Consider the following 19,148-nt stretch of genomic DNA (forward strand, 5'->3'; position numbering starts at 1 on the left):
AGACTTGTCAGGCCTGGAAACAGCGACGTACCGGAGCGATCATCCTTGCGTCGTTCTCCACCCGTCGCATCCCCTAGCGACACACGACGCGTTGTACTTCGAGGACACTCTGGAGTATGAAAGCGTCAGTGTGTCGCCCGGGAGCATGATGGAGATCATGTTGCGTCAGCACGCGGCACTCGCGGGCAAGCCCATGGCCTCTCGCATCGAGGCATCCACCTTCGATAGTGCTTGTCGAATCGTGGCCGCCGGCCTCGGTATTGCGATTAGCCCGAGAGAAGCCGTAGGGCCAACTGCGAAGGCGCTTGGATTGACACTCGTACCCTTGAAGAATGACTGGGCTAACCGTCAGTTCGTTATCTGCTCGAGGTCGCAGAAATACACGTCATCCAGTGCGCGCACGCTCGCAGATCATCTTCACCGGCTTGCGGAGGGCGATGGAATTCAATCGAACTCCAGCCCATGCTGATCGCGAGCATTCGATGATTGGCTTTGGAGCATTTGCACGAGGACGGCGGACTTCATTGAGCATTCGCACTTTCCGCTTCGGCCGAGTACTTGCCGACTAGCTCGAAAACATGAATGGCCGTTGCACCTTGGAAGCGGTCCTAGATGCGTCGCCAGGCCGAAGGTCAGAATTGGGTCGATTTGGGACGATCAGCAGTGCGCGGCCCGTGGGGCTCGACTTTGCGATGTAGTGTTCGATGAGCGCGTCAACGAGAAAGCACGGAATCTTCTTTTCGATCAACAGCTTAAGCCGTCTTTGGCGAAAATTCACGAATCCCGCCCATTCCTCGTCCATGCTCAAAGCGTTGCACCATCCACTTTGACGGTGTTGGCATGCGCGCGGTTGACACCGTGCCGCTCGTGGCCGCCCCTGTGAGCTTGCACCTCGCATTGTCGCTTCCAACATGCGTGCCGGCCGCGCGCCGAGTCGGCCTGCGGCGGTGTCGCCCTACTGGAGGAGCTCGATCATGAGTCAGTTGGTGCCCGAGCAATTTGCCGCGACGCAAAAGCCGACCCTCGAGACCTTTTTCAGTCTGACGAATAAGGTTGTCGAAGGCCTTGAAAAGCTGGCCCAGTTGAACCTGCAAGTGTTGCGTGCGACGCTCACCGAAACGCAGGAGAACGTGCTGAAGGGACTGTCCACGAAGGACCCGGGCGAGTGGATCGCGCAACGGCAAACACTCACTGCAGCGGTTCCGGAGCGGATCACGTCATACAATCGTCAGGCGTTTGATATTGTATCGGGTGTGCAGGCGGAATCCGCACAGTTCGCACAGGCGCAGGGCGAAGCCTATAACAAGCGTGTTGAGACGCTGGTCGAGGACGTCGCGAAGAGCGCGCCGGCCGGCTCCGAAGCCGCGATCGCCGCGTGGAAATCCGCCCTCAGCGCCGGCAGCGCGCTGGCCGAAACAGTCCAGAAGAGCTACCAGCAAGCGGTACAGGCGGCCGAAAGCAACGTTGAGGCCGCGGCGGTCGCCGCATCGAGGGCGACGCACCGGGCGACCGAATGCGCATCGGCTGCCGCCAAGTCGTATGATTGTCGGGTAGGCTGGACGGCCCGCCCGACTGGCGCACCTCTAGACGGCACCGCGCTGTGCCGGTGGAGTTGGCTGCGCTTCCAGCCGGCCAGTGCTGCTGGTTCAATGAACGAGGATCACCATGCGAGAACTCACCCCCGCCGGCCAGCAATTGATCAAAGAAGTAGCCCAGCGACATGGGTTCACCACGGATGCCGTGATGAGCATGCTGGAGTCTGTGATTCGCGGTAATGGCAGCATGGCCCAGTTCAACCACCCCGAATTTGGTGGCTCCGGCCAGTGGATGCAGGGGGGAATGACCATGGTCTCCGACATGCTCAACAACTACCTGAAAGGCCGGGTCGATGGGCTCTGTTCCGAGCTTTCCCGCCTGATGGCAAACCAGCCCGACCTTATTCGCAGCGGCAGCTTCCAGTCGCAGAGCCAGGGTACCCAGCAGCAGGCCAACTACGGCGGCGGCCAGCAACAACAGCAGAGCGCTGGTTACGGTGGCAGCAACCAGCAGCAGACTGCAGCCGGACCGGTCGGACCGGTGAGTCTGTTTGTTCCGCCCGCCCCCGGCACCTCTGGCGACTGGTGGCCCGCTGATCTGGGGCGGCCCAACGGCACCGGCGCGCAGAACGACGTCCGCTATGCCTACTTCGCACAGCCCCGGCGCCTGGCGATCGAAGTGAACGGCAAGGTGACTGTTTACGATACGCTCGATCACCAGATCAGCGGCTTCTCACAGCAGCAGTCCCGCGGCGCGTCCCTCACATTCGCGAGCCAGCACGGCCTGGTTGCTGTCGCCAGCCTGCCGGTTGTCTCGGTCGCTGGGTTTCCGCAGCCGGCGTCGCCGCCGGTGCAGGAGGAGCCCGTCAGCACTCAGTCGGTTGCCCGCGAGGCAGACGTGTTCGCCAGCATAGAGAAGCTCGCCAAACTGCACGAGAAGGGGATTCTCAGCGATGAGGAGTTCGCCGCCAAGAAGGCGGAGCTGCTGAGCCGTTTGTGAGCGTCCCGTCATCGCGCACCGCAATCGGGGCACGATTTTTACTTGGCTGAAACCCCACACCTCTCCCCCGTCCCCTCTCCACTTGGTGGTACTCAGGGCGGGGGTACACTGCGTAACCGCCCAGGCGGCCGATAGAAGACTGCCGGCCGTGAGCGCTTTTGTCTTTGTCACGGACACCGTAACCCGTCCGACCAACCAACTTGGTGCAGTCGTTTGATCGTTTCACCTCGAAGAGGGGCCGGCTTTGTGCCGTAAAAGTGGTTGTCTCGTCGGGCCCCAATTTGCGGTTGCAGTGTCCGCTTCGTGGCGTTCAGTTTCAAATGTGGAGTGACCGGAGTGGGTAGGGAAGCGCCGACTGGCCCCTCCCCTCATTTGGCCGTTGTCGGCCAGTTTGGGACATTCGCGCCTAAGGCCTGGATCGCTGACCATTGCCAAGTACAGGCGCCATGTTCACCTCCGCATTGCCGAATCGACGAACGCGGCACCCTCACCTTCGCCGATGTATCGGCAAGGTGTCGCTATTTCTTGGATTCGTATGCCATCCGCACCGCCAGACCTGTCAGAACGCTTCCCATCAACCAGCGCTGCACCAATAGCCACTGCGGGCGTCCTGACAGGAAGGTAGATATCGATCCGGCCGTCACGACGATCAGTGCATTCACAGCGAGGCTGATCGAAATCTGAACGCTGCCGAGCGCCAGCGATTGGGTAAGCACACTGCCGTGTCCTGCCGTAATAAATTGGGGAAGCAGAGACAGGTACATGACGGCGATCTTGGGATTCGCCAGGTTAGTGATAAACCCCATGCTAAAGAGCTTCCTTGGGGTATCGACCGGTAGGTCGCGCACTGCGAACGCGGACCGTCCGCCCGGCTTGACCGCTTGCCAGGCAAGATAGAGAAGGTACAAAGCGCCGCCAAAGCGAAGCGTGTCGTATGCGTAAGGTACCGCAAATACGAAAGCCGTAATTCCGAATGCCGCACAGAGCATATAGAACACAAAGCCCAGTGCAACGCCTCCCAACGAAATGAGGCCTGCGCGTCTACCTTGGCAAATTGAGCGGGAAATCAGATAAATCATGTTCGGCCCCGGCGTTAGAACCATTCCCAACGCCACAAGAGCGAACATGAGCAAATGTGCGAAATCAGGCATAACCCATCTCCAATGGATAGTAGGTAATGCCCAGGCGCGCGGCGGCTAGCAATCTCACGCTCCCCGATAGTGCTCTATCTGTATGCGCCAGTCACATGAGTGCAGAAACTATAGCACAGGAGAAAATGCTTTAGGATCGGAGGAGCCGTGGTTGTGCGCTTACAGACAACCGGCGAACATGACAGAGCACGCCTCGCTTCAGTTTTCCGTTTTCCGTTAAAACGACCTCTACAGCACCAGCCGCTCGATCGGCATCGGATGCGAGATCGCATACCCCTGCAGCAGATCCGCGCCGAGCGACCTTGCCAGCGCCACGTCGTCCGGACTCTCCACGCCTTCGGCCACCGTCTGCAGCTCCAGCGAACGCGCCAGCTCCATCGAGGAGGCGAACAGCCGCCGGGCGCGCTCGGCATGGCGCGCGCGGTGCAGCAGGATCTTGTCCACCTTGACCTGCTTGAACGGCAGCAGGCCAAGGGCTTGCAGCGAGGCATACCCCGAGCCGAAATCGTCCTGGGAGATCACCATGCCGCGCGCGGAAAGCGCGCTGAGGTTTTCCAGCAGGCGCGCCTCGCTGTCGCGGGAAATGCGGGTCTGCTCGGTCAGCTCCAGCACCAAGCGGGCAACATCCAGCCCGTGGGCAATGCTTGCGCGCACAAATCCCTGGACAAAGCCGGCCGCAGCCGCGGTCTTCGGGTTGACGTTCAGGGAGAACCGGCCCGCATATTGCGGAAAGCGCATCTGCACCCGGCCGCATGCGCCAAGGAAATGGTCCAGCAGAATGGTCTCCACCCCATGGCTGGTGATGCTGCCGACAAAGGCATCCGGTGCGTGGTGCCGCCCTTTGTCGGACCAGCGCGCCAGCACCTCAAGCCCCACGATGCCGCCGTGCTGCGCGCTGATCTGCGGTTGGAACACCGGGTAGATATGCCCGAATTCGATCGCACCGATGAGGTCCACCCGGGAAAGCGCGAGCAGCGCCTCGTGGTCCAGGCCGCGCTCCGTGACATCCGCTCCCTCGTGCCAGTCCGAAGGCCATGCCATCCTCTGGCGCAACCCGGCCGTCGGACCGGGCAGCCCGCTGACGGGCTCGGCGCTGGCCCAGATCGGATATGGGGCCCTTGCGGGGGGAGACGCCCTGCCACTGAATAACGCGTATTGCAATCTAAGCTCCTGGAAGGCATTCGGACGGTCGGGTATGACATGCGCACGCATCACCTGAATCTCGCGCGAGCACACGCCACACCGCGACAACGCCATACCGCCCGGCAATTCTCTTGGCTCCGCTAAGGGCAAATTCAAACGACTGCAAACCCAGAGCGGTGGCCCACGCCAAGGCCGGCGCGCACTTATGCAGGCACAACCCTATTCTTTCAGTGCCCGCCTGGCCATGGAGCATTCAGGTTCCCCTCCTAAGGAGGACCACCCACCAAGGCGGGGTACTGACGTCATACAAGCCGTAAGACAATCCATCACAGCAAGACTGACCCCTTGCTGAATCGTTCAGGGGGTGTAGGAGCACCCTGCGCCTACACCCTCTTTTTTTATTGCCAGGGCGTCTCGCGCCTGGATCCATGCGCAACCTCCCGCCCAAGCCCGCAATACCCCAATCCCTGCCTTAAAATCCCGAGAAGCGAATGCCGATCGAGCCATAGCCGTAATAGCGATCAAGCTTGCCCGCCGTAGCGGCGTTATAGAGAAACGGGATCGTGCCGACGAAGTTGTACAGCGATGCCTGCCCACGCAGGAACACCTCGACATTCTTCACCACCGCATACGACAGCTCCATCCCCAGCGTATGGTTTGACTTGATGGGGGAATAGCCGTATGCGCTCGCGCGGCTGTCGACGTTGCTGCGCAACAGGTACTGGAACTGGTAGCCCAGCCGCGCGCTGAAGCTCTCGTACTTCCAGCGCCACGAGCCGCCCAGGTTCAGGAAGCCAGCCGTGTAATTGAAATCGTCATTGATATTGAGGCCGTACTGGCTAGCGTCCGTTGAAAAGGACGCCGACTGCAGGTTGGTGTTGCCAACACGGCAAGGCGCGGCCAGGTTGCCGCTGGCAACGTTGTCCGAGCCAATGTTCACATTGAAACTGCACCCGCCCTGCTGCAGCCGCGTGTTGATGCTGCCGATCGTCACGCGGCTCACGCCAAGGCCCAAAAACCCGGTCAGCTTGTTGCGCTCGGTCAGGTCGCCAGAAAAAATCACATCGGCCTGGCCCTGGATATCGTTGGCGTCGTTGACCGTGACGCTGTTGAACGTGGCATTGCGGACCTTGAGCGCGGACGAGCGCGTCAGGCTGCCGGCGCGGTCGCCCCAAAGGGAGAAGCGCACCATGATGCGGTCCCGCGCGCCGGGCTCGGCCAGCGGGTCATAGTGCAAAGCCAGCATCCAGCTATCGATCTGGTTGTTGTCCTGCCCATAGTCGATGCCGCGGCGCCAGTACGTGGCCGACCCCGACCATTTCGGCGAGAACTTGTAGCCGAGCATCAGCTTGCCGCCACGATAGTCGCCGGCGTTATCTGGCACGGCGCCCTGGCTCTCTCGCAGGTTAAAGACATCCACGGTCTTGTTGACCATGTCATAGCTGGCCTCCACGCGAAATGACGTGAACTCGCCCGTAGTGGGCTCAGCCTGCAGGAACACATCGTCGGGGGCCGCATTGGCAACGCCGACGCACGACAAGCCCAGCATCAAGGCACCGGCATTGCCAAGCCGGCGCGTGCGATACAACAGCATAGGGAGACTCCGAGGCCGGGGGCGGACCTCATCCACGGCGTCAGCCGGTTCTTGGTCCGGCCAACTGCACACAAAAAAGCCGGTCACCCGCCACAAGCGCCAGATGGCGCACATGACGGATGACCGGGCTGGCCCTTCCCTGACCAAGGGAAGGACTTCACTGCGCACCGATCAGGGGTTCAGCGTGACCGAGGTCGTGATGCCGTTGCCGCTAACCGTTGCCGTGGCGGTCTGCACCGTCTGCGCCAGCGTCTTCTGCGGGCTGCTGCTCACCAGCGTAGCAACGCTCACTGCCTTGCCACCCTGGCCCGCCACCGCAAACGTCACGGGGAAGGTGCTGGTCGACTTGGGCGTGAGCGCGGCGATCTGCGTCGCGCTCAGCGCGCCCGCGCTCTGCAGCTTGGTCAGGAAGACCGTGAAAGGCAGGTTCAGCGAGCCGCCGTTGGCGCTGTCGAACAGGTTGTCGGCAGTCGCGTTGGTCAGGCCCACGCTAGCCGTGATGCTGCCGCCACCGATGCGGAACGAGTAGGGCGTGTTGACCGGCACCTGCGCAGCGGTCAGCGCGCCGCTGCCGTTGAAGGTGAGCGCAACCTTCTCGATGATGACGTCGACCTTGTTGCCGTTGTACGTGTAGCTCAGGCCGGCACGTACTTCCGTTGCTCCGCCGGCAAATGCATCGCCGTTTTGCGAGACCGCCACCTTGATGGAGCTCAGCGTACCGCCCGTCACCGTCACGGCGCTGCTCACCGGGAACTGCTGGCCGTTGATGGTCATGCTGGCCAGCTGGATGAAGTTGGTCGGCTTGACGCTGTTGGCCACATCGGTGATGGCGCCGCTGTTGACGCTGCCACCCAAGTCACTGGCAGCGGTCTGGATCGCAGTGGTGTTGCCGGTAGCCACGGCACCGCCAAGCGCGGCCAGCTTGGTAGTCTGCGTCGAGTCAGCCAGCGCGGCCGGCGTCACCGCCGCCACCAGCGCACTGCTGGCCGTGGACTTGGCGCTGTCGGTCACCGCATTGACCGAGCCGGCTTGCTGCAAGGTGGCCAGCGTGGCGGCCGGGCTCGCGCCCAGCACGATCGTGCCCAGTGCGGTGCTCACGTTCGACACCTGGTTGGCCACAACCGGGCCGGACAGCGCGGCCACGTTAGCGGCCACCGCGGCAATGCTGGACTGAACGCTGGCCGGGAAACCCGCCTTGGCGTTCTGTACCGACGAAGAGACCACCGCCGTGACCAGCGTGCTGCTGGTCAGGTCCGCGGTACCGGAAGCGTTGTTCACCGCGTTAGCCACGGCATTGGCGGCCGCCGCCGCAGCAGCTTCCGTCGTCAACGTGCCGCCCGTGGCCTTCGACAAGCCTGCCAGCGTCTTGGTGACCTGGTCCACCAGTTGCTGCACCACCACGGCTGCCTTGAGCACCGCAGCATCCTGCATCGGGTCCAGCGTGGTCAGGTCCTTGCCTTGCAGGCCAAGCTTGGTCGCCAGCGCCGCGGCTTGCGCTGCGCCCAACTGTGCAACCAGCGTCGTCAGCGGCGTGATCATCGGGGTCACGCCGGCCTTGTAGGTGACGGCCGGCGCTTGCAGCACGCCGGTGAACGGCTGGTTGGTACCGATGTCGGTACCGCCGGTCACCTTGAGCGCGCTGGTGGTGCAGCCATCCGGGAATGTGAAATCCCCGGTCGCGGAGGTTGTAGCGGTCTTGTTGCTGCAATCGAGGAACGTCACCGTAGCCTGTGACAGGTAGAAGTCGACGGCCTTGCCTTGCACGGTGACCGATGGCGACGGGGTCGGCGTCGAGTCCGAGCCTCCCCCGCAAGCCACGAGTGCCGCTGCTGCGGAAGCCATGAGGCCGAGGGTAAAGATATTCCTGATATTGGTTTGCACGCTTCTCACTCCTGATTGATACGTCAATGCGTCGATGCGTCAATGCGTCGATGGGTCGATAGGTCAATGGGTCACTAGGTCGTCTATGGATCCTGACCATGCCTGGGCAGCGCACCGCCTGTGGTGCCCTTCACCGCCCCGGCTCGGCGCATCTCATGGATACCTTTTGCTGGCTCTTGCAATCGGAATCGGCAGCACTACATTGCCACTGCCTTTTGCCAGCTTCACTAGATAAACAATCTCCACAACCGTGTCACCCCTACTAGGAGGGGGAAAGCGCAGACTTGCATGTCAGGACGTAACACCCACCGCCGCGAGAGACGCAACGGCATCGCTGCCGCGCGCAAATTCTCCGGTTGTCAGGACGAGTGCAACGATGCCGGCGAGCGCGCCGCTTCGCGCTTAGTGCTGAATCGGGAAATCCTCCGGCACCAGCCAGCGCGCCACATATCGGCCCATGGCTTCGAGCAACACATCGGAGGTCAGCCCGGAAGCGCCCGCCAGCGCAGGGCACATGATCCAGGTCGTGCCATCGTGCTCCAGCACGCGCAGCGTCTTGGCAAGATCAGCCGGCTGCAGAATGAAATCCCCCACCCGGGCCTGCTTAAGCCCAAACGCCAATACGAAGTCCGAGACATGCCGCTCGCCCAGGCATACCACCACCTTGGGCTTCCATTCCCGGCGAATGTCTTCGATAAAGCGGAAGCGGTTGCCATTGCGGCACAGATCCAGGTACCGCTGCTTGGGCACCAGGGCCGGTTGCCCGCGAAACGCCCTGGACCAAGGCGTCTGGCCAATCAGGTGCGCCGGCAACGGAAACAGGCTGAGCTTGAACTCCGCGCCCCCCGGCGCATAGAGATGCTGGTCGAAGTAATGCTTCCAGTCGCACTCGCTTTGCGAGCACTCAAATGTCTGCGCGCGCGCCGCCGCCATGATCCGGGCGATCTTCTGATGCGACTGCCAGCGCTCCATGCTCTCGCGATGCCGCTCGCGGTATGCGCTATCCCAAGCCCCCGGTTGGGTGCGCGGCTCCAGTGGCGCTACCAGCGACTCAACCCACGGATGCGGCGTGCTGTCGCAAAACCACACAGCCGCCGCCGGATTTCCCCCTTCCATACCAACGTAAGACGCGAAGTACGCGTCCAGCTGCTCACGTGAGAATACTGTCTTCTGTTCTATTTCCATGCCCCTACCGCTTGGTGGAATTAAAGATGCCCACGCGCTGAGGCAATACATACCTATACGACGTGACGGGCCGCGAGACGCCTCGAATGCATCGGCAAATCTCTAATAGAACGATGGAGACAACCCGCTGACGGGGAATGCAAAGGTAAAAGCTTCCCGCGTTTCCGCGCTTCCCACCTGCTTCGTATCGGATGCCGGCGGCTTAAAACCCATGCCTGGCTCCGACGGATTTGACCTGCCTACAACCAATCTGGATCAGTGCTTTTCCCTTTGGGAAAACGCTCACCGGAACGTATGTCCTCAGACCCGCGACGCTCCGGCCACCGCCCCCAAAAAGCCTGATCTCGTTTGCGCGAAACAATAACTAGGCGGTGCGAGATTTTGCGCGAGATTTGATTGGAATGCGCCCCCCTTTGGAGGGATTAGAGGCGTTCTTCTTTCCCTTCTTACGCAGGGTAACGACACCTTGCGCGGCACCGCACAATCGGGCGGGGGGCAAGCCAGCACGGGCGTGGGATAGGCACAACTTTGCCTGCAAGAATCTCGGATTTTCGATAGAGTGATGCCGATGAGCCGGCGTTTTGCCGGGTCTATGCAGCACCGGGGAGCCCACGCCCATGACCGAGCCTCCCATCGCCATTCCACCGATCCGATCGGAACCACAGCCCGCGCCCCCGGACGCGCGCCTGCCCCATACCTATTTCCAGGTAGGCGGCGACGGACCACGTGACGCTTCCGTGGGCCAGATCCTTGCCTGGCGCCAACGTGTCGGGCATGTCATGGACGTCAACCTCACCCGGGACGCCCTGGCAGCCCCGTTCCAGGCCGCCATCGACCGCTACCTGGTCGAGGACATGCTCTTCACGGACTGCCGCTGCGATGGCCTCTCCATGGAGCGCAACCTCGCGCGCATCTCCACGGACACCATGCGGCACTATGCGCTCCAGGTTTTCGTCGAGGGCAACGCCGGCGTGGTCGAGGGCATGCGGCGCAACCCGATGCCGCAACAAGGCGGCATCCTTCTCACGGACCATGGGCAGCCCATCCACATGCACCGGGGTACCGTGCGCGCGCTCTCGATCTTCGTGCCGCGCCCGATGATGGACTCCATCTTTCTCGGCGCCGAGGCCGCGCACGGGCGCATCGCAGAAACCAACACACCGTTGACCAGGCTGGCGGTGGCGCACCTGACGGCGCTGAGCCGCGAGATCCCCGACATGGCGCCGCAAGCGGCTGTGGAGGCCATGCACGCAAGCGTGCAACTGCTCACCGCCGCCTTTCGCAAAGGCGCGCATTTGGAGGAAGGCGCCCGCGCCGCCGCGCGCAGCGCCATGCTGGCCCGGGCGCGCCGGCTGATCGATGCCGACCCTGGCGCGGCGGAGCTGTCCCCCGACAAGCTGCTCGCCAGGATGGAGATCTCCCGCCCTACCCTATACCGATTGTTCGAGCAGGAAGGTGGCGTGCAGGCCTATATCCGCAAGAGCCGGCTGCGGGCCGCCGCCGCCGACCTGGTGAAGTTCCCCTGCGTGCCGATCAGCAACATCGCCTACGGGCTGGGCTTTAAAAGTGCCTCAGACTTCACACGCGCGTTCCGTCGAGCCCTGGGCATGTCGCCAAGCGACCTGCGCGCCTATGCCACCAGCCCCCAGATCAGCGAATTCAGGCAAGCCGTCTACGCCGTGCAAGGCGATGACTTCCGGCAATGGCTGTGTCGGCAACAGTGCTGAGCTGCGCGCCGGCGGCAACGGCCACCGCATCGCCCTCTCAGGCCGGGTAGTACTCGGCCTCGCAAAGCGCTGCCTCGTGCGGCCTTACCTGAAAGTCGGCCAGGGTCAGCCATTGGCTGATAAACCGTCCCATGGCGTTCAGGAGCACATCGGAAGCTAGTCCGGCAGCCCCCGCCACCGCGGGGCAAATAATCAGGTTTGTCCCTTCGCTGACATAAACGCGCAGTTTCCTCGCCTGATCGGCAGGCTGTAACGTGTGCGTGGTAAAGGGCACCCCCCGCATGTCGAAGGCGTGGAGGTAATCCGCCTCGAAGCGCTCGCCAAGGCAAACCACCACCTTGGGCCGCTCGCGCCGGCGCAACTGGGCGATAAAGCGGAACCGGGCACCATTGCGGCACAGCGTGAGGTATTTGGCTTTGGGATTCAGCTCCGGCTGGTTGCCGTGCAACTGGGTCCACGGCAGCCCGTTCTCCGATCGGATCGCCAAGGGGAACAAGCTGAGCTTGAAATCCCACCCGCGCGGCCGATAAAGATATTGCGAAAGGTAACGCTGCCAATCGCCGCTATCGTCGCGACCGAACAGCACCATTTCCCGTGCCGCCGCCATGATGCGCGCGATGCGCTGGTGCGTTTGCCATTTACCCATCTCGCGCAGATGCCGCAGCCTGAAATCCGCATCCCACGCCGGTACCTCGCGCACCGGCTCAAGCTGCGAAGGCAGCGGCGTGCCATCCGTCGTCGGCATGCTGTCGCAGAACCAGACCGCGCCGGCCGGACTGCCCCCCTCCATGCCCACGTAGGAAGCAAAGTAAGCATCCAGCTGCTCACGGCTCAGAGCGCCCCGGCCCTGTTCCGTCGCTCCAGACATATCAGACATACCAGACATTTCATACAAATCAGACAAATTAGCCATACCAAACATCCCCGTCATTCCCGTCGTGCGCCTATTGACCCTGCAAGACACCGGATCGCTGCCGGCATTGCCCCGGTTGCGTCGGTTTCCCCGTCTCTGCTGGACCAGGTAAAAGGGTTTCCAAGGATCACCCCTCCGCGCACGCCTTATAGGCAACTGTCTCTAGCGGCCAAGATTAACGGCACTCCCCCGTGCCTCTTGACCGTGCGTCTCACTTTCCGGCGATTGGCCCGGTGATTGGCTCACCAGTTGGCAGGTAAGCAACACCAACAGCCCGGCATGGTGACGCGTGAGCCTCGCAGGCATGCCATCCGGCTGCCACTAAGCCAACCGCCGCCGCGCCATCCCAGTCTCATCCATGCCAACACCCAAAGCGCCTGCCAAAACACTTACCGCCGCTTCCGCCTGCGAGCCGTTTCGCCAAGTGCCGAAAGCCCTGCATCGCCTGTCCGAAGCAGAAGGCGGCAGACCCGGCGTGTTACCCCCTTTGTGGGGGTGGCGGAAATCGGCCAGGGCCTCGGGTTAGGAATTCGTCAACCTTCACGCGAGTCTTCCGCCGGGAGTCCGGGATGTCGCCGCTGGGCTTTCGCGACTACGCGCAGGGGCCAACGGCGCGCCCTAGCGCAGGATGACAAAGCGCGGCCGCTGGACGGGCCTACCCGAGTTGGCTTCGCCGGTAAGTCGCGAGAAGCTGCCAGTAAGATCGAAACCGCCCGCTACTAAATATCAGAATCCATCGAGAAATTCCCCCTCCTTTCGCGGGGATAAAAAATACAAGAAAAGAAGGCACATGCCTTTAGAAAAAAAGCGAGTGGCGATCGCGATGAACCCGCGATGCGTTATTAAATAATCAGCGCGCCGCCCCCACCCATCAGACCTTCGAACTTCCCTCCTCTGCGCGAGCCCATAGCGCACTGCGCGACCTCGCCAGCAACCCCGCGCCATCGCGCCAACAATCCCCTCTCGTTCCCTTCTCTCGCAGGGTACCGGTGGGCGTCGCCGCGCCGCACTATCTGCCCCATCGAAAAGACGAACAGACAGGCGCCTATTGCGTCTGTTTAAAGCGAAGCGACGACATTCCAGCGGAACGTCCCTGCATGGACGACGCAGGGCGCACGGGTCAGCCGCACCCATGTGCCACGGAATCGACTGCAAACCATGCAGCCCAGCGCCGACTTCCTTCGTCCGATCAAAAACGCCATGCCACCGGAGACAGCGCGCATGGCCGGGCCGACGTAGTCAATGACACGCCGCCCTTACCAATTGGGGATAAATCGTTCAGTCGCACAGCCGTGCGAGTGGATTGCGAACGCTTTCGGGGAAGATCATGGGAGTTTATCGCGACATGTTTGCCAGGCATCACGACCAGCTAACGCTGGCCGCACGCCTGCTGGACGTAGGTGTCATCTGGATCGCCGGTTACCTGGCCACCGAACTACGCTTCGCAACGGACGCCACGCCCAGCGCGCCCATCCACCAGTTCATCCAGTACTTCGGCTGCACCGTTGCGTTCATCGTGCTGCCCGCGTTCGACCTGTACGCCTCCTGGCGCGGCCGCAGCACCGTCTCGCTCTTCACACGCATGCTGGCCGGCTGGACCCTGGTCTGGCTCATCAGCATCCTGGTCTGCTTCCTTCTCCATCAAGCCGTCTCGCTGTCTCGCCTTTGGGCCGCCTACTGGTATGTCGGGTCCATCGTCGGCCTGCTGGCGCTGCACATCGCCAGCCGGGCCATCCTGAGCCTGATCCGCGGTACGGGCGTCAACATCAAGCACGTACTGATCGTTGGCTACGGCCGCACAGGCGAGGAGATGTACCGCCGCGCCACCGCCAACCCCCGCACCGGCTACAAAATTGGGGGCATCTACACATCGGCGGACGAAGCTACGCCCGCCGGCGTGCCGCGCGTTGAAGACAGTGCCAAGATTGCCGCCTTCGCGCGGCAACACAAGATTGATGAGGTCTGGATCACGCTGCCGATGAGCGCCACCCGCCAGATGCAGAGCATTGCGTACTCGCTGCGCAACGACTTCATCGACATCAAATGGATGCCCAGCCTGCTGGACTTCGACCTGCTCAACCACAAGGTAGGCGACTTCATGGGCATGCCCGCGGTAGAACTGAACCGCCCGCCATCGCTGGGCGTGCGGGGCGCGGTGAAGGCAGCATTCGACCGCATCTTTGCCGCCGTGGTACTCGCCGCCCTCTCCCCGCTGTTCCTGGTCATCGCCGTGCTGATCAAGCGCAGCTCCCCCGGCCCGGTGTTCTTCAAGCAAGAACGCCTGGGCCTGGACGGCCGCGTGATCCACGTCTACAAATTCCGCAGCATGAAGCCGCACGATGAGCACGGGGTGGTCACCCAGGCCACCAAGGGCGACAGCCGCATCACCGCCATCGGCGCCTTCCTGCGCCGCACCAGCCTGGACGAGCTGCCGCAGTTCATCAACGTACTCAAAGGCGAGATGAGTGTGGTGGGCCCGCGGCCACATGCCATGGCACACAACAATATCTACAAGGAACAGCTCGACTTCTACATGCTGCGCCATCGCGTCAAGCCCGGGATCACGGGCTGGGCCCAGATCAACGGCTATCGCGGCGAAACCGACACGCTGGACAAGATGGCTAAGCGGGTGGAACACGACATCTTCTATATACGCAACTGGTCGTTCTGGATGGATTTGCGGATTATTTTCTGGACGGCCTTTAAGGGTTGGACTGGGCAGAATGCATATTGACTCGTACGCATACTGGAATACGTTCGGACTCACACCAACAGCGTGAAAACACACGAGCCGCAAATGAATGCTAACGGAGATCTAGCACGTGTACTGCTGGTACATAACGAATACCAATTCAGCGGAGGTGAAGATTCAGTCTTCGAGGACGAAGTAAACCTTCTCCGTTCACGTGGGCACGAAGTCCAGGTTTACTCTCGAAGTAATCATGAAATAGGCAGCGCCCCAAAATTACGGATAGCTGCCAGTACCATATGGTCAAGCAAGACGGCGAATGACATTCGTAGTGTAACGAGCTCATTCAAACCCGACATCGTCCATGCGCATAATACGTTTCCATTGATTTCACCCTCCTTGTACTGGGCTGCACAAGCACAAAGCATTCCCGTTATTCAAACCCTACACAACTTCCGACTGTTGTGTGCTCAAGGCACCCTTAACAAAGGGGGAAGCACCTGCGAGAAGTGCCTAGGAACGTTACCATGGCGTGCCGTCGCTCACGGTTGCTATCGTGGCTCCCGCACTCAATCTGCAGCCCTGGTGGCAATGTTAGGTGTACACCGAGCAATCGGTAGCTATAAGAACAAGGTCACAAGATATATCGCTCTCAATGAATTTTGCCGTGACCTGTTCGTCAACGGTGGGCTACCTGCCGAGAAAATTTCAATCAAAGGCAATTTTGTCGATCTTCCGCCCCCCACCAACAACAGTCGAGATGGATTTCTGTATATCGGCCGACTCTCCCCTGAGAAAGGTGTTGCTTCCCTAGCTAAAGCGTGGAACGACCCGCAAGAAATGCCGCCATTGAGGGTGGCCGGGGACGGCCCAATGCAAACAGTATTCAATGATTCTACTGGGATCGATCTACTAGGCAAGCAGGCACCAGCGAAAATCTATGACCTGATGACGCGCTCCGTCGCACTCATACTTCCTAGTGTGGCATATGAGAGCTTTCCTCGAGCCCTCATTGAAGCTTATGCATGTGGCCTTCCGGTGATTGCAAGCAGGCTTGGTCCACTCAAAAACCTTGTTGAAGAAGGGAAGACAGGTTTGCTTTTTGATCCTGCCTCCCCCCAAGATCTCAGGCGCGCCGTGCTGTGGGCGAATCAAAACCGCGATGCCATGGAAATAATGGGAGCAAATGCTCGCCAAGCATACGAAAAAAAGTACACGGCAAATGAGAACTACAGAACATTAATAAGCATATATTCTCAAGCAATTTCAGAGACAAACAAATGAGCGCAGAAGAATATCGGCGGAAAATTGGGAAAGTAATTGGAACACCAATCGACGCTATTTCATGGGACGAAGCGATACAAAAAATATCCACATGGGCAAGGATGCGGGAAAGTCGCTACGTTTGCATTTGTAACGCACATTCCGTGGTCACGGCCACGCGTGAGATTGAATTCGCCAAGGTATTGCAAGACGCCGATATGGCGACTCCTGACGGCGCTCCCGTTGCTTGGATGCTCAGACGTTTGGGATTCGCAACACAAGAGCGAATCAATGGCCCCGATCTAATGAGGCTGCTCTGCCAACACTGTGCGCAAGAAGATATATCCATATATCTCTATGGAAGCACCGAAAAAACGCTTGCAGCGCTCAAAAATCGACTTTCAAAAATTTACCCAAGCCTGCGCATCGCAGGCATGGAGTCACCCGCGTTCGGTCCTGTTTCCGAGGCCGACGACCAGGCCACTGTACAGCGTATCAACGAGAGCGGTGCGAGCATAGTATTCGTTGGCTTAGGCTGCCCAAAGCAAGAGCGATGGCTAGCGGCGCATCGAGGGAGGGTTCACTCCGTAATGATCGGTGTGGGCGCAGCCTTTGACTTCCACGCTGGGACAGTTAAACGGGCCCCGGAATGGATGAGGAAGAACGGTATGGAATGGCTGCACCGCTTACTCTCCGAACCACGTCGACTCTGGAAGCGATATCTGGTGACGAATAGCCTTTACATATATAGAGCAACGCTCCAATTACTGGCAGACCGCAAGAATGCCACGACTGTAAGATAATATTTTCCGGAGAGAACTATGGCTGTTGTTGCCGTCATTGGCTTAGGCTATGTTGGCTTGCCCCTCGTCGTAGAGTTTGGCAAATACGTGCGCACAATTGGTTTCGACACTTCAGAGATTAAGGTAAAGAAGTGTGCTGAGGGCCAGGATCCATCGCGCGAAATCCCGGACGAAGTGATGACTTCCGCCCACCTCGCCGAATACACCACTGACCCGACCAGACTGGCTGAAGCAGACATCATCATTGTTGCAGTTCCTACCCCCGTGGATGATGCTCGGATTCCCGACTTTCACCCGCTGATAACCGCGAGTGAGTCGGCGGGTAGGAACCTCAAGGACGGTGCTTTGGTAATCTTTGAGTCGACGGTTTATCCGGGAGCCACTGAGGAAGTTTGCGTTCCAGTATTGGAAGAGACGTCCGGCAAGGTGTGGAAAAGGGACTTCTTCGTTGGCTACTCCCCGGAACGGATAAATCCGGGTGATCGCGAACACACTCTTACAAAGGTCATAAAGGTTGTTGCCGGGGACACCCCAGCGACGCTAACCCGTGTGGCCGAGCTGTACGAAATGATTGTCGAACCAGGTGTGCATCGTTGTTCGAGCATCAAGGTAGCAGAGGCCTGCAAAGTCATTGAGAATACTCAGCGCGACTTAAATATCGCCCTTATGAATGAGCTGGCGATTATTTTTGACAAAATCAATATCGATACGACCGAAGTTCTTACCGCCGCAGGCACGAAATGGAATTTCCTCAGATTCCGTCCTGGTCTTGTGGGCGGGCATTGTATTGGTGTGGACCCGTACTATCTAACGCACAAAGCGGAAATGGTTGGATACCACCCTCAGGTAATTCTCGCCGGCCGAAGAATTAATGACGGCATGGGTAAGTTTGTGGCCGAACAAACAGTGAAACATATGATTTCCAGCGGGAGTTATGTCAAAGGTTCGAGGGTGAATGTCCTGGGCTTGACTTTCAAGGAAAATTGCAGTGACCTGCGCAATTCCAAAGTCATTGACATTATTAACGAGCTAAAATCCTACGGAGTTGAAGTATTTGTTCACGACCCCGATGCGGATCCTGAAGAGGCAATGCGCGAATATGGAATACGACTCTGTCATTGGAATGATCTGCCCAGAGCCGATGCGATAGTCGCAGCTGTGGCACATGAAAGCTTTCTGCGTACCGGTCTAGAAGACATTTCGCGCAAGCTAGTCAAAGGGGGCTGCTTTATGGATGTCAAGGCAACCTTCGATCAAGATGGACTCGAGGAAGCGGGCTTCCAAGTTTGGCGCCTATAAGATGTGTCTTTTTTGACATCGGAAACTCCCGGCCTGCCAGTCGGGTGATCGGCGACAGGATCGCATGCGCGAAATTTGCCTACATAGCGTCGGAAGCCCAGACGGCGCAGGATTGTGTCCACCGATTTTAGTGGACACAACTCATGGGCCGGATCGATTTGGATTTCTTGCCGCTGCGGGTGACCAACGTCGGCGCCAACGGCAAGCGCAGCTTTGCCAAAGGCGACAAGCGGCGGTTGGTTGAAGCTTGCCTGCAGCCGGGGGGTATCGGTGGACAGCATGGCAATCAAGGCCGGGTTGAACGCGAACCAGTTGCGCCGCTGGATCGAGCAATACAAGGCGGAACAGGAAGACGCTGCTGGCACGATGGACGTCATCGAGAATGCGCCGGCGGCGTTCATTCCGGTGGTGGAAGTTCACGGTGCCGACCCGCAGGCGGAGCCGGAGCGGCCAACCATGTCCCGGCCAGTGCTTGCGCGTGCGCTGCATTGCCGTCGCGGCTGGTGGCGCAGTTGCCAAACGGTGTGAGCATTGAGCTCGAATGCTCGGGACGAGATGCCGCGCTGGTAAGGGCGATGATCGAAACACTGAGCCGCTGTCATGTTCCGGCTCGACGCTAAGCTGCAGGTCTACCTGCACCGCGATGCCGTGGATTTCCGCCTCGGAATCAATGGGCTGGTTGCCCTGGTGGAGTCCCCTCCCCCCTCCCCGCGTCAGAATAGAGGTCGCCCAGATAGAATCTGAACCCTGCGGGCGATAAGAGATGGAAGTGGCTCGATACGGACAAGCGTTTAAGGACCGAGCAGTGGCGCGGTTGTTGCCGCCGGAGAGTGCTGGTTTCAAGAGAATTGGGTGTGGCGGTGGCCACGCTGGAGCGGTGGCGCGCGGATGCGTTGTCCATGCCCGCTCGCGAGCGGGCATGGACGGCGGCGGCACGGTTGGAGGCGGTGATCACCACGGCGGCC

General features: G+C 60.2%; 14 protein-coding genes, 2 pseudogenes and 1 riboswitch. Of the genes and pseudogenes, 10 read left to right on the plus strand and 6 right to left on the minus strand.

All coding sequences use genetic code 11. From position 1 onward, the window contains the following. The 3 genes and pseudogenes from ACYP5B_RS45140 to ACYP5B_RS45150 all read left to right on the plus strand — a co-directional run. Positions 1 to 469 (plus strand): LysR substrate-binding domain-containing protein (locus ACYP5B_RS45140; protein ID WP_459573917.1); only part of this gene is annotated, 469 nt, incomplete at its 5' end. Positions 470 to 974: 505 nt separating this feature from the next. Further along, positions 975 to 1,535, plus strand: a pseudogene (gene phaP, locus ACYP5B_RS45145) (TIGR01841 family phasin); the annotation flags it as partial. 130 nt (positions 1,536 to 1,665) lie between these two features. Continuing rightward, complete coding sequence (locus ACYP5B_RS45150) at positions 1,666 to 2,535, plus strand: SHOCT domain-containing protein (protein ID WP_459573918.1); 870 nt, start codon at positions 1,666 to 1,668, stop codon at positions 2,533 to 2,535. Positions 2,536 to 3,053: 518 nt separating this feature from the next. Here ACYP5B_RS45150 and ACYP5B_RS45155 read toward each other — a convergent pair. The 5 genes from ACYP5B_RS45155 to ACYP5B_RS45175 form a co-directional block, all read right to left on the minus strand. Continuing rightward, positions 3,054 to 3,686 (minus strand): LysE family translocator, encoded by a 633-nt coding sequence (locus tag ACYP5B_RS45155; protein WP_267600508.1) that lies wholly within the window; start codon positions 3,684 to 3,686, stop codon positions 3,054 to 3,056. A 21-nt stretch (positions 3,687 to 3,707) separates the two neighbouring features. Further along, positions 3,708 to 3,791, minus strand: a riboswitch (ZMP/ZTP riboswitch). Between the two features lie 123 nt (positions 3,792 to 3,914). Then, positions 3,915 to 4,727, minus strand: a complete 813-nt coding sequence (locus ACYP5B_RS45160; protein ID WP_459573919.1) for an EAL domain-containing protein — start codon at positions 4,725 to 4,727, stop codon at positions 3,915 to 3,917. A 574-nt stretch (positions 4,728 to 5,301) separates the two neighbouring features. After that, positions 5,302 to 6,423, minus strand: coding sequence for a hypothetical protein (locus ACYP5B_RS45165; protein WP_459573920.1), 1,122 nt, complete (start codon positions 6,421 to 6,423; stop codon positions 5,302 to 5,304). Between the two features lie 171 nt (positions 6,424 to 6,594). Next, positions 6,595 to 8,304 carry a hypothetical protein gene (locus tag ACYP5B_RS45170; RefSeq protein WP_459573921.1) on the minus strand — a complete coding sequence of 570 codons (1,710 nt, stop codon included), beginning with the start codon at positions 8,302 to 8,304 and terminating at the stop codon, positions 6,595 to 6,597. 402 nt (positions 8,305 to 8,706) lie between these two features. Next, positions 8,707 to 9,483 (minus strand): XpsR family transcriptional regulator, encoded by a 777-nt coding sequence (locus ACYP5B_RS45175; RefSeq protein WP_459573948.1) that lies wholly within the window; start codon positions 9,481 to 9,483, stop codon positions 8,707 to 8,709. Positions 9,484 to 10,106: 623 nt separating this feature from the next. Here ACYP5B_RS45175 and ACYP5B_RS45180 point away from each other — a divergent pair. Then, positions 10,107 to 11,216 (plus strand): helix-turn-helix domain-containing protein, encoded by a 1,110-nt coding sequence (locus ACYP5B_RS45180; protein ID WP_459573922.1) that lies wholly within the window; start codon positions 10,107 to 10,109, stop codon positions 11,214 to 11,216. 37 nt (positions 11,217 to 11,253) lie between these two features. Here the strand turns inward: ACYP5B_RS45180 and ACYP5B_RS45185 are convergent, their stop codons facing one another. After that, positions 11,254 to 12,084 carry a transcriptional regulator gene (locus ACYP5B_RS45185; protein WP_459573949.1) on the minus strand — a complete coding sequence of 277 codons (831 nt, stop codon included), beginning with the start codon at positions 12,082 to 12,084 and terminating at the stop codon, positions 11,254 to 11,256. 1,390 nt (positions 12,085 to 13,474) lie between these two features. On the opposite strand from ACYP5B_RS45185, the gene ACYP5B_RS45190 reads away from it, so the two are divergent. The 6 genes and pseudogenes from ACYP5B_RS45190 to ACYP5B_RS45215 form a co-directional block, all read left to right on the plus strand. Continuing rightward, on the plus strand, positions 13,475 to 14,863 hold the full coding sequence (locus tag ACYP5B_RS45190; RefSeq protein ID WP_459573950.1) for an undecaprenyl-phosphate glucose phosphotransferase: 1,389 nt from the start codon (positions 13,475 to 13,477) through the stop codon (positions 14,861 to 14,863). A gap of 63 nt (positions 14,864 to 14,926) precedes the next feature. Then, positions 14,927 to 16,102: a glycosyltransferase family 4 protein gene (locus ACYP5B_RS45195; protein ID WP_459573923.1), complete on the plus strand. Its 1,176-nt coding sequence runs from the start codon at positions 14,927 to 14,929 to the stop codon at positions 16,100 to 16,102. Next, positions 16,099 to 16,884: a WecB/TagA/CpsF family glycosyltransferase gene (locus ACYP5B_RS45200; RefSeq protein ID WP_459573924.1), complete on the plus strand. Its 786-nt coding sequence runs from the start codon at positions 16,099 to 16,101 to the stop codon at positions 16,882 to 16,884. Before ACYP5B_RS45195 ends, ACYP5B_RS45200 begins: the two co-directional genes overlap by 4 nt. An 18-nt stretch (positions 16,885 to 16,902) precedes the next feature. Continuing rightward, the gene (locus tag ACYP5B_RS45205) at positions 16,903 to 18,183 is read left to right on the plus strand and encodes a nucleotide sugar dehydrogenase (protein WP_459573925.1); all 1,281 of its coding nucleotides are present in this window, start codon (positions 16,903 to 16,905) and stop codon (positions 18,181 to 18,183) included. Between the two features lie 279 nt (positions 18,184 to 18,462). Further along, the gene (locus ACYP5B_RS45210) at positions 18,463 to 18,711 is read left to right on the plus strand and encodes a hypothetical protein (protein ID WP_459573926.1); all 249 of its coding nucleotides are present in this window, start codon (positions 18,463 to 18,465) and stop codon (positions 18,709 to 18,711) included. A gap of 241 nt (positions 18,712 to 18,952) precedes the next feature. Then, positions 18,953 to 19,148 (plus strand): annotated as a pseudogene (locus ACYP5B_RS45215) (IS3-like element ISAzo10 family transposase); the annotation flags it as partial.

This window comes from Cupriavidus sp. 8B (assembly GCF_054589115.1).

Excerpts from the sequence above, each read along its gene's own strand:
- ACYP5B_RS45185 (WP_459573949.1), bottom strand. The coding sequence starts at position 12,084 with ATGTCTGGAGCGACGGAACAGGGCCGGGGCGCTCTGAGCCGTGAGCAG.
- ACYP5B_RS45165 (WP_459573920.1), bottom strand. The coding sequence starts at position 6,423 with ATGCTGTTGTATCGCACGCGCCGGCTTGGCAATGCCGGTGCCTTGATG.
- ACYP5B_RS45190 (WP_459573950.1), top strand. The coding sequence starts at position 13,475 with ATGTTTGCCAGGCATCACGACCAGCTAACGCTGGCCGCACGCCTGCTG.
- ACYP5B_RS45195 (WP_459573923.1), top strand. The coding sequence starts at position 14,927 with ATGAATGCTAACGGAGATCTAGCACGTGTACTGCTGGTACATAACGAA.
- ACYP5B_RS45150 (WP_459573918.1), top strand. The coding sequence starts at position 1,666 with ATGCGAGAACTCACCCCCGCCGGCCAGCAATTGATCAAAGAAGTAGCC.
- ACYP5B_RS45155 (WP_267600508.1), bottom strand. The coding sequence starts at position 3,686 with ATGCCTGATTTCGCACATTTGCTCATGTTCGCTCTTGTGGCGTTGGGA.
- ACYP5B_RS45210 (WP_459573926.1), top strand. The coding sequence starts at position 18,463 with ATGGCAATCAAGGCCGGGTTGAACGCGAACCAGTTGCGCCGCTGGATC.
- ACYP5B_RS45160 (WP_459573919.1), bottom strand. The coding sequence starts at position 4,727 with ATGGCATGGCCTTCGGACTGGCACGAGGGAGCGGATGTCACGGAGCGC.
- ACYP5B_RS45180 (WP_459573922.1), top strand. The coding sequence starts at position 10,107 with ATGACCGAGCCTCCCATCGCCATTCCACCGATCCGATCGGAACCACAG.
- ACYP5B_RS45200 (WP_459573924.1), top strand. The coding sequence starts at position 16,099 with ATGAGCGCAGAAGAATATCGGCGGAAAATTGGGAAAGTAATTGGAACA.
- ACYP5B_RS45205 (WP_459573925.1), top strand. The coding sequence starts at position 16,903 with ATGGCTGTTGTTGCCGTCATTGGCTTAGGCTATGTTGGCTTGCCCCTC.